13 protein-coding genes are annotated in these 13,866 nt (G+C 56.2%); 2 read left to right on the forward strand and 11 right to left on the reverse strand.

The window, feature by feature from the left end; all coding sequences use genetic code 11:
* Window positions 1-8: 8 nt before the first annotated feature.
* The 8 genes from pabC to L1249_RS00850 form a co-directional block, all read right to left on the reverse strand.
* Complete coding sequence (gene pabC / locus L1249_RS00815) at window positions 9-833, reverse strand: aminodeoxychorismate lyase (RefSeq protein WP_228168414.1); 825 nt, start codon at window positions 831-833, stop codon at window positions 9-11.
* A 6-nt stretch (window positions 834-839) separates the two neighbouring features.
* A complete protein-coding gene (gene fabF / locus L1249_RS00820; protein WP_228168415.1) occupies window positions 840-2,078 on the reverse strand; it encodes a beta-ketoacyl-ACP synthase II in 1,239 nt (412 codons plus the stop codon).
* A 194-nt stretch (window positions 2,079-2,272) separates the two neighbouring features.
* Window positions 2,273-2,506 carry an acyl carrier protein gene (gene acpP / locus L1249_RS00825; RefSeq protein ID WP_008956801.1) on the reverse strand — a complete coding sequence of 78 codons (234 nt, stop codon included), beginning with the start codon at window positions 2,504-2,506 and terminating at the stop codon, window positions 2,273-2,275.
* A gap of 124 nt (window positions 2,507-2,630) precedes the next feature.
* Window positions 2,631-3,374, reverse strand: a complete 744-nt coding sequence (gene fabG, locus L1249_RS00830) for a 3-oxoacyl-ACP reductase FabG (protein ID WP_058577892.1) — start codon at window positions 3,372-3,374, stop codon at window positions 2,631-2,633.
* Between the two features lie 52 nt (window positions 3,375-3,426).
* On the reverse strand, window positions 3,427-4,386 hold the full coding sequence (gene fabD / locus L1249_RS00835) for an ACP S-malonyltransferase (protein ID WP_054645062.1): 960 nt from the start codon (window positions 4,384-4,386) through the stop codon (window positions 3,427-3,429).
* Between the two features lie 156 nt (window positions 4,387-4,542).
* Window positions 4,543-5,556: a phosphate acyltransferase PlsX gene (gene plsX, locus L1249_RS00840; protein WP_058577974.1), complete on the reverse strand. Its 1,014-nt coding sequence runs from the start codon at window positions 5,554-5,556 to the stop codon at window positions 4,543-4,545.
* Between the two features lie 40 nt (window positions 5,557-5,596).
* Window positions 5,597-5,767, reverse strand: a complete 171-nt coding sequence (gene rpmF / locus L1249_RS00845) for a 50S ribosomal protein L32 (protein WP_009099300.1) — start codon at window positions 5,765-5,767, stop codon at window positions 5,597-5,599.
* 36 nt (window positions 5,768-5,803) lie between these two features.
* Entirely contained in the window at window positions 5,804-6,352 is a 549-nt protein-coding gene (locus L1249_RS00850; protein WP_044629215.1) for a YceD family protein, read from the reverse strand.
* A gap of 159 nt (window positions 6,353-6,511) precedes the next feature.
* On the opposite strand from L1249_RS00850, the gene L1249_RS00855 reads away from it, so the two are divergent.
* Window positions 6,512-7,114 carry a Maf family protein gene (locus L1249_RS00855; RefSeq protein ID WP_044629214.1) on the forward strand — a complete coding sequence of 201 codons (603 nt, stop codon included), beginning with the start codon at window positions 6,512-6,514 and terminating at the stop codon, window positions 7,112-7,114.
* Window positions 7,115-7,116: 2 nt separating this feature from the next.
* Here L1249_RS00855 and sppA read toward each other — a convergent pair whose 3' ends face one another.
* Genes sppA through L1249_RS00870 form a run of 3 tightly spaced genes read right to left on the reverse strand, consistent with a single transcriptional unit; the run spans window position 7,117 to window position 9,872 of the window.
* Window positions 7,117-8,232, reverse strand: coding sequence for a signal peptide peptidase SppA (gene sppA / locus L1249_RS00860; protein ID WP_058577891.1), 1,116 nt, complete (start codon window positions 8,230-8,232; stop codon window positions 7,117-7,119).
* A 32-nt stretch (window positions 8,233-8,264) separates the two neighbouring features.
* Window positions 8,265-8,918 (reverse strand): HAD family hydrolase, encoded by a 654-nt coding sequence (locus L1249_RS00865; RefSeq protein ID WP_054641056.1) that lies wholly within the window; start codon window positions 8,916-8,918, stop codon window positions 8,265-8,267.
* 12 nt (window positions 8,919-8,930) lie between these two features.
* Window positions 8,931-9,872, reverse strand: coding sequence for an RluA family pseudouridine synthase (locus tag L1249_RS00870; RefSeq protein ID WP_054645061.1), 942 nt, complete (start codon window positions 9,870-9,872; stop codon window positions 8,931-8,933).
* Between the two features lie 690 nt (window positions 9,873-10,562).
* On the opposite strand from L1249_RS00870, the gene rne reads away from it, so the two are divergent.
* Window positions 10,563-13,814 (forward strand): ribonuclease E, encoded by a 3,252-nt coding sequence (gene rne, locus L1249_RS00875; RefSeq protein ID WP_228168417.1) that lies wholly within the window; start codon window positions 10,563-10,565, stop codon window positions 13,812-13,814.
* The last annotated feature ends 52 nt before the right edge of the window (window positions 13,815-13,866 follow it).

The following is a 13,866-nucleotide window of genomic DNA, read 5'->3' on the forward strand; positions in this document are numbered from 1 at the left end:
CAATCTATTTATTTGGATTCTGATGCGGGAAACATACTGGGATAGCCCAGCAGGCGGTGAGCCTCACGCTGCAGTGGGTCTGGCCCTGCTAACACAGGCCAAGTCGCGATCAGGCCGCCCTGCGTATCAAGCAATTCACACACAGGCCACACGCCCTGTACCGAATTACCCACCCAAAGGCGCTCAACCAGTGGTAGTTCCGAGACTGTCAGCCCCTCTTCTTCAATAACGCCGTTAGCCAATAGCGCAGCGCGCAGAGTACCTGCCACGCCGCAGCGGTTTACCCGAGGGGTCAAAAGACGCCCTTCCGTTGACCAGAAGAGGTTCATACTGGTTGCTTCCACCATTTCGCCTGATTGGTCCGCTAACAGGCCTTCGGCAATATGGCTCTCTTGCCACTCCTGGCGAGCTAGCACATTCTCCAAACGGTTAAGGTGTTTGATGCCCGCAAGCAGCGGTTGATGCCCTAAACGAAGATGGCACAAACGTACGCAGACACCGTGTTGCCACCGCTGCCCGTTGGTAACAAAAGGCGTTCGCCGAAAGATCAGCCTGGGCTCAGGAGGATCAGGCAGCGCGTAGCCTCGGCCACCGCTTCCGCGTGTCAATATTAGTTTAAGTACTTCCAGCGCTGCCGCAGGAGGTGACTGCCACACCTGCGCCAGCTGTTGAGAGGTAGGCAACGGGATATTCAAGCGCCGACAGCCCTGTTCCAAGCGCGCGAGGTGATAATCCCAAAGTACGGGTACCCCATCGCGCAGCAGCACTGTTTCAAATACACCGTCGCCATACGCTAGCCCGCGGTCATCAAATGGCACCTGGGGCATGGGCATAAAAAGTTATACCTTTTTGAACAGCAGGGAGCCGTTAGTGCCACCAAACCCGAACGAGTTGGAGAGCGCGATATCAATACGCATATCCCGCGCGGTATGGGGTACGTAGTCGAGGTTGCAGCCCTCCTGGGGGTTATCCAGGTTGATGGTGGGCGGGGCGACCTGGTCACGGATTGCTAGAATGCTGAATACCGCCTCTACCGCACCGGCGGCACCCAATAGGTGGCCAATCATCGACTTGGTTGAGCTAACGGCCACCTGCTGGGCCGCACTGCCCAACACTTTTTCAATAGCGCGACTTTCAGCCAAATCGCCGGCAGCAGTTGATGTGCCATGGGCGTTGATATACTGCACGTCTGCCGGATCAATAGCGGCATCTTTAATCGCATTGCGCATGGAGAGTGCGGCACCGCGACCATCCTCGGGCGGAGCGGTCATATGGTAGGCGTCATCACTCATACCAAAGCCAGCCAGCTCCGCGTAGATAGTGGCGCCACGGGCTTTCGCATGCTCGTACTCTTCTAGCACTAGCACCCCTGCACCATCAGACAACACAAAGCCATCGCGGTCGGCATCCCAAGGACGGCTCGCTGCTTGCGGGTCTTCGTTGCGCGTTGAGAGCGCGCGCGCGGCAGAGAAGCCACCCAAACCTAATGGTGTGGTGGCCATTTCTGCGCCGCCACAAATCATGACATCCGCATCGCCGTAGGCGATGGTGCGCGCGCTGTAGCCAATATTATGGGTACCGGTGGTGCAAGCCGTGGTAATCGCAATATTCGGCCCTTTAAAGCCGTGCTGGATCGCCATGTTGCCGGAAATCATATTGATAATAGAACCAGGCACAAAAAACGGTGATACCCGACGTGCACCGCCTTTATTGAGCGCATTATGGTTATGCTCAATCATTGGCAGCCCGCCAATTCCAGAGCCAATCGCCACGCCGATTCGCTCAGCATTCTCCTCTGTGCACTCTATCCCTGAATCCTGTACCGCCTGAGCACCGGCAGCCATACCGTACTGAATGAACAGATCCATTTTGCGAGCGTCTTTGGGGTTCAGGTAAGGGCTGATATCAAAATTCTTTACCGAACCGCCAAACCGCGTATTGAAGCCACTGGTATCAAAGTGCTCAATAGACGCTATGCCGCTTTTACCGGCGACAATGTTCGCCCACGACTCATTGACACTATTGCCCACTGGGGTCACCAGGCCTAACCCAGTTACCACTACCCTTCTTCGCGCCATCAGTTTCCTCCAGGCATCCATGGTGACACGACCCATCTGGGTCATTTGCTGCAGAAATTTGGTGACTAGTATAACGGAGATTGAACGTTATATTCATTGTGAGCGTAAAGCAAAAAAGCCGCCCCATATCAGGACGGCTTTTTTAAGACGGATGGGTGAGCACCCCACCCTGGTTCACAGCGTCGACCGCGCCCTTACTGGTGGGCGTTTACGTAGTCGATGGCTTCTTGAACCGTGGTGATTTTTTCAGCTTCTTCGTCAGGAATTTCAGTATCGAACTCCTCTTCCAAAGCCATCACCAGTTCAACGGTGTCCAGAGAGTCGGCACCCAAGTCTTCAGTGAAAGAAGAGCTATTCTGGATGTCTTCTTCTTTAACGTTCAGGCGCTCTGCCACAACTTTCTTAACGCGCTCTTCAATAGTACTCATCAACGTACTCCAGTCGTTCACATTAGCTGTTAGAGATAACCAGCTATTTGGAAACCGCAAGCCAAAAGCTGCGGGGTAGTTTATAGACGCCCTTAAGTTGACGCAACCGCCAAGCCTAAGGCCATCAACGCATATTCATACCGCCGTTCACGTGCAGCGTTTCACCAGTGATATAGCCTGCGGCATCGCTGGTTAAAAAGCCAACCGCTGCGGCGATCTCTTCCGGCCCACCTAAGCGTGCCAGCGGAATCTGCTTTAGCAGCATTTCATGCTGGGCTTCAGGCAGCGCTTCGGTCATGTCGGTGGCGATAAAACCAGGCGCAACGGCGTTTACGGTAATGGCACGGGAAGCAACCTCTCGCGCCAACGCCCGGCTAAAGCCTTCCATACCTGCCTTAGCAGCAGCGTAGTTAGTTTGGCCCAGGTTGCCCATGGTTGCCACTACAGAGCTGATCGATACAATCCGCCCGAAACGCGCCTTGGTCATGCCACGAAGACACGCTTTGCTGACGCGATATACAGATTTGAGGTTGGTATCCATGACGGAATCCCACTCCTCCTCTTTCATCCGCATCAGGAGGTTATCACGAGTGATACCCGCATTGTTAACCAAAATAGTCGGGGCGCCAAAACGCTCGCCAATGGTTTTCAGGACCTCATCAATGCTCGCTTGGTCCGTCACGTTCAGGCACATACCAGCGCCTTCAACCCCGTTAGCTTTCAGGTCGGCATCGATTTTTTCTGCGCCAGATTTGCTGGTCGCTGTGCCGATGACAATACGCCCTTGGCGGCCCAGTTCATGGGCGATAGCGCGACCAATGCCGCGGCTCGCACCGGTCACCAAGGCAACTCGTTTTTCTTGCGTCATAACACGTTTCCTTCCACTGAACTAAGCAAGGGTAGCTGAAAATAGCCGTTTATCACGCACTACCTGCTAATGTTTCTCGCGCAAGCTCAAGCGCTGCATCCAAGCTATCGGGGTCATTCACCGCTAGCCCCTTGGCACCGCGCACAATACGTTTATTAAGACCTGTCAGCACTTTGCCTGGGCCACACTCAATGAAGACATTAGCACCTTGCTCAGACATTGCTTCTACGCAGGAGGACCAACGCACCGGCTGGTAGAGCTGCTCAATTAAACGAGTGCGCAGCGTATCAACATCTGCATGTGCCTGGGCATCGACGTTCTGAATAACAGTATAGCGAGGGGCACGTAGCTCAATCGCCTGCATCGCTTCGGCAAGACGCTCAGCAGCAGGTCGCATCAGCGCGCAGTGAGAAGGAACAGACACAGGGAGGGCAAGTGCACGCTTAGCGCCCGCTTCTTGGCAAGCAACAATGGCACGCTCAACGGCTGCTTTGCTACCAGCAATGACGACCTGACCCGGGGAGTTATAGTTAACTGCAGAAACGACATCGCCCTGGGCAGCGCTTGTGCAAGCGGCTTCCACCGCGCTGTCATCAAGCCCAAGAATGGCGGCCATTCCGCCTTCACCAGCAGGTACAGCTTCTTGCATTGCCTCTCCGCGCAGGCGCACCAGTTGGACACCCTCTGCAAAGCCCATCACGCCCGCACAGACCATAGCGCTATACTCACCCAGGCTATGGCCCGCCATCACGCTGGGGCGAGGGCCTTCCAGCTCCTGCCAGACGCGCCAGATGGCAACGCTTGATGTCAGCAGCGCAGGCTGCGTGCAAGCCGTGGAATTCAACGCTTCTTCCGGCCCTTCTTGGACTACTTTCCATAAATCGTAGCCCAGCGCGTCAGACGCTTCCTCAAATGTCGTTCCCACCACACTGTAGCGCTCGGCTAGCTCTCGCAGCATTCCAAGCTGCTGAGAGCCTTGCCCGGGAAAAATGAGGGCAAGGGGTTGAGACATGTCGTTCACCTTTGCTCTTGTAGGCATTTGCTCAGTTGAGCGATAGGCGTGGCTATCGGCCCCGTTATAAAACGGCTGTTGGCACATCCTACTGCCGCCGATAACCCGCAAAAGTCGTGCAACGCATTGCTGTAACCCACTCATCTGCCCACTGAGCTAAGCCCAGTGTTTGGCAAGCTGAGTAGGCAAGTCATGCTCTACTTCCTGCAGCGCTCGCTGAATAGCATAGTAGAACCCATCTGCACGGGCGCCACCATGGCTTTTCACCACAATACGTTTTAACCCAAGTAGGCTTGCGCCATTATAACGAACGGGGTCAAGCTCCTGCTTTAGCCGCTTCAGCACAGGTTTGGCCAGTAAACTTGCTAAGCGCCCGCATAGGCGTGACTCAAACGCCATCTGCACACGCTCCACCAGCATACGGGTCAAACCTTCGCTCGCCTTGAGCACCACGTTACCAACAAAGCCATCGCAGACCATGACATCAATATCGCCCTGGAAGATGTCACCACCTTCGGCATACCCCTGATAAGCAAAACTTAATGTGGTAGCGCGCTCACGCAGCAGCCGGTCAGCCTCTCGCACCGTCGCACTGCCCTTGGTCGCTTCCGCGCCAACATTCAATAGCGCGACCCGAGGGCAATTAATACCATCCATACATTGCGCCATTGCCGCACCCATCATGGCAAAATCCACTAGCCGTGATGCGGGCGAATCCACATTTGCACCTAAATCCAGCAAATAGCAGCGACGACCACCCCGTGCAGGAATCGCCGTACTGATAGCAGGTCTGGAAAAGTCTGGCAGCATCCCAAGCTCACGCCTTGCAAGCGCAACTAGCGCACCTGTGTTTCCTGCACAAACACCCGCTGCGGCATAACCTTGTGCCACATAACGCAACATATGCACCATGCTGGTCTTACCCCCAGAGCGTAACGCCCAGGCAGCAGAAGCATCTTGTGACACAGTATCAGGCGCATCGCAGACGACTAAACGTGACGCTGCCGCAGCCAAGGGCTGCGGCAAGCGCGAAAGCTCAGCGACAACACGCTGACGCGGGCCAAACAGAGCGAGCTCTAGGTCAGGACGTTCAATCACTGCCCTTGCAGAGCCTTCTATGATGACACGAGGGCCTTGGTCACCCCCCATGACATCAATCGCTAGGCGCAATGCACCCACTCTGTTTCGCCACTCGTTAGAGAGTTAAGGATTAAACCTCAACTACCTTACGACCACGGTAGAAACCATCCGGAGAAACGTGGTGACGCAGGTGAGTGGTACCGGTTTCTTTATCCTGGGAAAGAGTCGGTGCGCTCAGCGCATCGTGGCTACGACGCATGCCGCGCTTGGAACGAGTTTTACGGTTCTGTTGAACTGCCATGGGTGTTTACTCCAAGGTATGTAGGGTAAGTGATGCTTACTTTTTGCCTTTCAAAGCGCCACTGCTTTTCAAAGCATTGAGCACCGCGAAAGGATTCTTGGCTGAAGCGGATTCATCCGCCGCGCCTTCGGTCTTGCTGACCAGCTGCTCCGCCGAGACATGGCATTCGGTCTCATCGTGATAGACCACCTGCGGTAGGCTGAGGATTAATTCATCCTCAACTACCGTCAGCAAGTCCAGCTGTTCATTTTCCACCAGCACCGGCTCATGACTGGCAGGCAGCTCGGCCGCCAAGGCTTCGTCGGTAATCATTCCAAGCAGGAAGTCACTGGAAACGTCTTGGCTAAGCGGCACCATACAGCGGCGACAAGGCAGCGCCAGGGTCGCTTGCAAATGGCCACGAATTTCGCGACGGCCTTGGGCATCTACACCAAACCCAAGCACGACGTGACAGTCGCCGGTTTGGTCACCCGCTTCTTCAGCGAGGCGGGGCAGCTTATTCAGCGCCACTAAGCCTTCAAGTCGTTCGCGGCGGGCTGCAAGCTTATAAGGCTCAACCCGGCTGGGGAGTTGTGAGGTCAACATAGGCGCGCAATGATAGGCACTCGCCCTCCTGGTGTCAAAGCTCATGGCATAATTCTTATCGGTTTATCGATGAAAACAGCGTCAATAGGCATGCCGCTGGGCTTTCGCTACACTCATTGCCAGTACATATTGCGCCATTCAGGCCACAAGGAGACGATAGTGCCGCAAACGCAAAACGCCCCTCTTGTGCTCGCCTCCAGCTCGCGCTTCCGCCAAGCGCTGCTGGACAGGCTACACCTGCCCTACCAATGCTACTCGCCCGATATTGACGAAACGCCACTTCCAGACGAGTCACCAAAGGCACTCGTTCACCGCCTAGCATTGAGCAAGGCTAATGCCGTCGCGGAACGTTTCCCCAATCACTGCATTATTGGTTCTGATCAGATTGCTCTGTTTGAAGGGGATATTCTCGGCAAACCCCATACTACGGAGCGGGCCCGCGCTAACTTAGCCCGCTTCTCAGGCCAACGAGTCACTTTTTTAACTGGCCTGGCCTTATTAGACACGCGCCACCAGCGCCATCAGGTCCATATCGAACCGTTTGACGTGGTGTTCCGCACGCTGAGCGAGCGGGAGATTGAGCGCTACGTAGCAATAGAGCAGCCAGTGGATAGCGCCGGCAGTTTTCGCATGGAAGGCTTAGGCATTGCTCTGTTTGAGCGCTTAGAGGGGCGTGACCCCAATGCGCTGATCGGTCTGCCGCTGATTGCCTTGTGCGACATGCTTCGCCAAGCAGGCATGAACCCGCTTGGCGATGCCTAATGCTACTGCGCCTGAAACTTTATAGGCGCATGACTACTGTGCAAGCCAAGCACTTCCGCTGCGGCCTGGGTAAAACGCCGCGTTAGACGCTCAAAGGGATCCAGGCGGGGCGTATAGTTCTCCCATGATGCCTCACCCACCTGAGCACGCGCCACCTGTTCAAGGCTTGCCAACTCATCGACCAGCCCCAAGCCAAGCGCCTGCTCACCGCTCCAGATCAGCCCGGAAAAGATCTCCGGGCTATCACTCAAACGATCACCACGCCCAGCCTGTACATCATTGATGAACTGCTCATGAGTTTGAGTGAGCACGCTCTGCCAGAAACGAGCCACCTCCTCATCCAAGGGCTGGAATGGATCTAAAAACGCCTTGTTCTCGCCTGCAGTCATCACCCGCCGCTCGACGCCCAGCTCATCAATAGCTTCTTGAAAGCCAAAACCGGCATAGATCACCCCAATGGAGCCCACCAAGCTGGCGGGAGATGCCACTATCTCATCCGCCGCAGCGGCAATATAGTACGCCCCGCTGGCACCGATATCCTCGATCACGGCAATAATCGGCTTATCTCCCTGCTCACGCAGCCGCATAACCTCCGAGTAAATACGCTGCGACTGCACTGGGCTTCCACCAGGGCTATCAATATGCAGCACCACTGCCGACGCGCTTTGACTCTCCCAAGCCCGGTTTAACCCTTGAATAATACGCTCAGCATTAGCGGGCGAATCGTTGGCGATCACGCCATGCACTTCCACCAATGCAAGATGTTGCTGCGCAGGCACCGCGGCTGACGGCTCGGCTAAAAACACGCGATATAACGTAACCGTGAGTGATACCAGCACTAGCGCCAGCAGCATCAGCCGAAAAAACAGCTTCCAACGGCGTGTTCTACGCTGCTCGGTCAAGACGCCACCAATCCAGCGATCCATCATTTCAAGCTGCGCTAGGCGCTGACGCTCTCTGAGTATTTCCGCATCGTCATCCTGCCCACCTGGCAACGGAGACTCTTGTGCCTTGGTGGAGACATCCGGCCCCTGGGTCCAGCGATCATGAACACCACGCTGATCTTCACCTTGAGAAGCCTCTTCACTGTCACCACCGCGCTGCTGCTCATCACTCATCGTCAGCTCCTACTCTTCGTTTAAGGACGCCCTTATGCATGACGCAGCCAGTCAAATAGCGACGGCACGTCTTCAGCGACCCACACCGGCTGGCTAGCGGCTAGCCGAGCGGGAGTATGCACTCCGTAAGTTACGCCCACCCGATCCATACCGATAGCACGCGCCATTTCAAGATCATACTCAGTATCGCCCACCATTACCGCTCGCTCTGCTGGAACCTGAAGCTCAGCCAAAATCTCTAGCAGCATTTGCGGGTGGGGCTTAGAGCGCGTTTCGTCAGCAGTCCGGCTAGTGTGGAACAGCCCCCCGCTACCTGTTTCATTAAAAACCCGATCAAGCCCACGACGGCTCTTACCCGTCGCCACCGCAAGCCGCTGCTGGGGCCGCTCTCTCAGCCTTGCCAACTGCGCTTCAACCCCATCAAAAAAGGGCATAGGCGTAGTGTCACCATGAACAAAGTGATGGGAATAGCGCTGGCGCAAGCGCTCCGCCTGCTCTGGCTCAATGCCTGGGCAGAGTTTGGCAATCGCCTCAGGAAGACCCAGCCCAATAATGTCTTCAATGGCGCTGACTTCAAGCTCACCCCATTCAGCGTCTGCCGCTGCTGCTTGCATACAGGAAACAATCTTCGGCACAGAATCCATGAGTGTGCCGTCCCAATCGAAAATAATTAGCTCATAGCGCATAACAGTTCTCTTTTATTGACGTGCGCGCTTGAGCGTCTCTTCAAGCGCCTCCGGAAGCGGCGCTTTTACCGTCACCGGCCTGCCATTGCCAGGCTCGGGGAATGTTAACGAGCGTGCATGGAGGAAAAGTCGCCCCAACCCCAGCTGCTTGGTTAACAAGCCGCTCTCACGAGTAGCGTACTTATCATCCCCCAGCAGCGCATGGCCAGCATGGGCTGCGTGCACACGAATCTGGTGTGTGCGCCCCGTAACGGGCTCAGCCTCAATTAACGTGACCTTTTCAAAGGTTTCCACTACAGAGAAGTGGGTGCGCGACACTTTACCGTTGGGATCTACCCGCACGCGCCGTTCGCCGTTACCTGCATCAAAACGGTCCAACCGAGCACTTTCATAAGTTTTACGGGCCGGCCAGCGCCCGGCCACCAGCGCCAAGTAGCGCTTATCCATGCCGTGCTTTTTCAACGCCTCATTAAGGGTTACCAGCGCATCGCGAGACTTGGCGAGCAGCAAACAACCTGAGGTATCACGATCCAGGCGGTGCACTAACTCCAGGAACGTTAGGTCGTCCCGCACTTGGCGCAACGCCTCGATGAGACCAATCTTAACGCCACTGCCACCATGGACTGCTAAGCCTGACGGCTTATTCAGCACCATCCAGTCGGGCCCTTCCATAATGACGCTGCCGACAAGCAGGTCGCGCAGATTATCGCTCACCTCTTTCACCGCCTCTTTAGGCGCTAGGCGCAGTGGCGGAACACGTACTAAATCGCCCGCTTGCAGGCGATAATCCACTTTTACCCGTTTCTTATTGACCCGAACCTCACCTTTACGCACGATGCGGTAGATCAATGCACGAGGTGCACCTTTTAGCCGGGTCATTAAAAAATTATCGATTCGCTGACCCGCTTGTTCCGGGGCGATATCCACCCACTGTACTTCACGCCCTTCGGACATTGCCGCGCACTCCTGGTGACATTCTTTAACGTCAGGCTAAAAACGGCATTCTAACGTAGACCCACCGGCATTGCGTCAATTGCTGGTGGTTGTCTTTACTGTTATATTCCAAAGCGCTCATCGGCCAACGTGGCCGGGCCGAACGTGGCCCGCTTATATAATCCTTGTATGGCGAATGATTGCCCACGTTTTGCCTTCGCACCTGCCCGACAAACACGCAGGTCAGAGCGAAAAAGCATGGATCAGTGTACGCACTACCTGCTTATCACGTATTGAAATGTAGTAACTCTGCCGTTAAGTAAATGGGTAACGACAGAGAGCGTCAGGTCATGCCAGCAACGGCAGGCCCGTCACTAAATAAACGTTACGCTTCAGAGTGGCAGCCCCTTTTCGTCACAAGGCACTGCCAATTCTGGGGCGCAAAGATCAACGCTGTGCCGATACCGGCGTTGGTGAATCGATGAATGCCAGGTGTGGGCGGTGTCAGCAGAGCCGGATGGACGTGACAGCCACCGAAACATGTTCTGCCGCCGCCACGTACTCAACGCCCTTTCGGCCGGGTCGGCAAAACTGCCTTCCCGGCTTAATGCGTCAGCATAACCATGCGCCGAGCACAAGCACGCAGCACCCAGCGATTCGCCGACGCTAGCCTTTAAAAGCGCTTCGGCACGCCATGCTACGTGAGACAACATGAAACGGATGCTAATTAACGCGACCCAGCCGGAAGAGCTGCGGGTCGCACTGGTAGATGGACAGCGCCTGTATGATTTAGATATTGAATCTGGCGCTCGGGAACAGAAAAAAGCCAATATTTATCGGGGTAAAATCACCCGTGTAGAACCCTCGCTCGAAGCTGCTTTTGTTGACTTTGGCGCTGAGCGCCACGGCTTCCTTCCGCTGAAAGAAATCTCCCGCGAATATTTTGTCAAAGATGTCTCTGGCCGTCCGAGCATTAAAGAAGTGCTCAAAGAAGGCCAAGAAGTCATTGTTCAGGTCGATAAAGAGGAGCGCGGCAACAAAGGGGCAGCGCTGACCACCTTTATTAGCTTGGCAGGTCGCTTCCTCGTCTTGATGCCCAACAATCCTCGTGCGGGCGGTATTTCGCGCCGTATTGAAGGGGATGATCGCAGCCAGTTAAAAGACGCCATGGGCCAACTTACTGTGCCCGACAAAATGGGCCTCATTGTTCGCACCGCAGGCATTGGCCGTAGCCCAGAAGAGCTTCAGTGGGACTTGGATTATCTCGTTCAGGTATGGGAGTCCATCACCACAGAAGCCGGTAAGCGTTCTGCACCGTTCTTAATCTACCGTGAATCCAACGTCATCATTCGCGCCATGCGCGACTACCTTCGTCAGGATATCGGCGAGGTGCTGATCGACAGCCCCGAGATTCACGCCGAGGCGCTGGCATTTATCCGCCAGGTGATGCCCTCTTACCAGCAGAAAATTAAGCTGTACGCAGATGAGGTCCCCCTCTTCTCTCGCTTCCAGATTGAGTCGCAAATTGAAACCGCTTACCAGCGGGAAGTAAAACTGCCCTCTGGTGGCTCGATTGTAATCGACCACACTGAAGCTCTGGTGTCCATCGACATCAACTCCGCGCGTGCTACGCGGGGCAGCGATATCGAAGAAACAGCGCTGCAAACCAATTCCGAAGCGGCCGACGAAATTGCCCGTCAGCTTCGCTTGCGAGATATTGGCGGCTTGGTCGTGATCGACTTCATTGACATGGGCCCTGCGCGCAACCAGCGTGAAGTCGAAAACCGCATGCGCGATGCTCTGAAGCTAGATCGTGCTCGGGTACAAATTGGGCGCATTTCACGCTTTGGCTTAATGGAAATGTCGCGCCAGCGCCTACGCCCCTCCCTGGGCGAAACAAGCGGCGTAGTGTGCCCACGCTGTAACGGCCAAGGCACCATCCGCGACGTGCGTTCACTATCGCTCTCGATAATGCGCCTGATTGAAGAAGAGGCAATGAAAGAGCGCAGCGCGCAGATTCGCGCCATCTTGCCGGTACCGGTGGCCACTTACCTGCTAAATGAAAAGCGCAGCGTACTGGCAGATATCGAGTCTCGCCAAGGCGTTCGCGTGGTGCTGCTACCCAGCCCAGAAATGGATACTCCGCACTACGATGTTCAGCGCCTGCGGGATGACCATTTGGACGAAGACGAGAGCCATACGCTCTCCAGCTTCGAGCTGTCTACCGACACCGATGTTGGCAAAGAACCTGACCCTAGCTTTGCACCGCCTGCACAGCGGGCCGAAGCGGCCGTTAAGAGCGTAGTACACAACGCCCCAGCACCGGCATCGCTACAAACAGAAGAAACGCCTGCTAAAGCGGCTGCAGCCACCCCTGCACCCGCCGCTACTGCTGAACAGCCCAGCGTGCTTGGCCGCTTTATCCGCGGCTTTGCTAAACTGCTGGGCGGCGATGACGGCAGCCAGCAGCCAGCTCAGGAAGCCCAGGCACCAAGTAAGCAGACTGAACAGCCGAAGAGTAGCCGCCCGCAACGCAGTGAACGCCGCTCCAAACCTGTTCAGGAGCGCAGCGACACCAGGGCCAAAAACGAGCAGCGCAGCAGCACGCCATCCGGTAATGCCACTCCTCGCAGTGACGATGCAAGCGATAAGCGCAGCGGCCCCAGCCGCACCCGCAACCGTCGTCGTCATCCGCAGCAGGACGATGCCAAGGCCCAAGAGAGCGCGAAAAACACGCATCAGAAAGAGCCCGTAAACAAGGACGCTCCTAAAGAGGAGGCAGCCAAGCCTGCCACCCAGCCGGATAACCGTCGTGACAAGCCACGTGATGCCAAGCCCAAAAGCGATGAACGCACGCCTACGGCCCAGGCTGACAACAGCAAGCAAGACGACGGCAAGCCGAAGCGTACGCGTAACAACCCGCGTCATCGTTCGCGCAAGCAGGCGCTAAACCCTCAAGCGGAAGCAGAACAGCTGAAGCTGCAGGCAGAAGCGGAGCAGGCACCTCAGCCCCAAGAAGCCCCGGCAGCCACAGCGACATCTGAAGCCGCTAGCGCGCCTGACAACAACACGGAAGCATCGCCAACACCGGCTGACAAGCCAGCAACTGAGCAAGTAAGCAGCGAAAAAGACGATAGCGCCGAGCAGGCTCAAGCGGCAGCGGATGACAGCACAACTGCTGAGCGCCCGGCCAACAGCGCCGCCAAAGCGCGCAAGTCGACACGCCAGCGCCGTCAGGCTCATCCTGAGTCAGTGCAGCACGAAGCCACCAGCACACCAGCGGCTGACAGCAGCGATGCAGCAGCCTTGAGCGCGCCAAACGCTGACGAGACCAAGGCCGCCGATGCTCAAACTGACGACCTCAAAGCGGAACAGCCGCCGGTGGCTCAAGAAACCGCAGCCCAAGACGCCACGGAAGCGCCGCAAACCGCTGCCGAGCACGTCGCAGAGCGCGAGCCGAAAGCGAATGACGCAGCTGCAGAAGCAAGTACGGCAGAAGCTGCTGCTGAAAGCACAGTGCCCACGGAAGAGCCTCAGACTCAGACAGTAGCGAATGAGACTGCTGAGACTGCTGAGCAGGACAGCGTTAAAGACACTCCGGTTGCCAACGCCCAAGCAGCGGCTTCTACGGATGAAGAAGCTTCAGCACCAACAGTCAGTGAAGAGTCCTCAACCGCGAAAGCGCCTTCACCGGCGGCGGATCAAGAGCCTTCAACAGAAGCGAGCGAGCAGCCAGCTGCTGAAGCTCACGACGAGACGGCTACCAAGATGGAAGCGGCCCCTGCTCCAGAAGAGCAAGAGAACGTTTCAGCGCAACCCGCCGACAATGCACCAGCGGCAGAGCCCGTTAGCGAGGCCCCGACAGCTGATGAGGAGGCGCCAAAACCGCGTCGTCGCCGTCGTGCCCATAACGACCCGCGCGAACTACGCAAGCAGCAGGCACAGCAAAACTCGCAAGAGTAAGTGCTCGCAACAAAAAACCCCGCTTCGGCGGGGTTTTTTATGGGTGGTAAAA

The sequence above is a fragment of the Halomonas sp. Cn5-12 genome (assembly GCF_021532545.1).
GTDB classification, from domain to species: Bacteria; Pseudomonadota; Gammaproteobacteria; order Pseudomonadales; family Halomonadaceae; genus Vreelandella; species Vreelandella aquamarina.

Coding starts and splice junctions, on each gene's coding strand:
- pabC (WP_228168414.1), bottom strand. CDS start 833: ATGCCCATGCCCCAGGTGCCATTTGATGACCGCGGGCTAGCGTATGGC.
- L1249_RS00850 (WP_044629215.1), bottom strand. CDS start 6,352: ATGTTGACCTCACAACTCCCCAGCCGGGTTGAGCCTTATAAGCTTGCA.
- sppA (WP_058577891.1), bottom strand. CDS start 8,232: ATGAGTGATGAGCAGCAGCGCGGTGGTGACAGTGAAGAGGCTTCTCAA.
- fabG (WP_058577892.1), bottom strand. CDS start 3,374: ATGACGCAAGAAAAACGAGTTGCCTTGGTGACCGGTGCGAGCCGCGGC.
- L1249_RS00865 (WP_054641056.1), bottom strand. CDS start 8,918: ATGCGCTATGAGCTAATTATTTTCGATTGGGACGGCACACTCATGGAT.
- L1249_RS00870 (WP_054645061.1), bottom strand. CDS start 9,872: ATGTCCGAAGGGCGTGAAGTACAGTGGGTGGATATCGCCCCGGAACAA.
- fabF (WP_228168415.1), bottom strand. CDS start 2,078: ATGGCGCGAAGAAGGGTAGTGGTAACTGGGTTAGGCCTGGTGACCCCA.
- fabD (WP_054645062.1), bottom strand. CDS start 4,386: ATGTCTCAACCCCTTGCCCTCATTTTTCCCGGGCAAGGCTCTCAGCAG.
- acpP (WP_008956801.1), bottom strand. CDS start 2,506: ATGAGTACTATTGAAGAGCGCGTTAAGAAAGTTGTGGCAGAGCGCCTG.
- rpmF (WP_009099300.1), bottom strand. CDS start 5,767: ATGGCAGTTCAACAGAACCGTAAAACTCGTTCCAAGCGCGGCATGCGT.
- rne (WP_228168417.1), top strand. CDS start 10,563: ATGAAACGGATGCTAATTAACGCGACCCAGCCGGAAGAGCTGCGGGTC.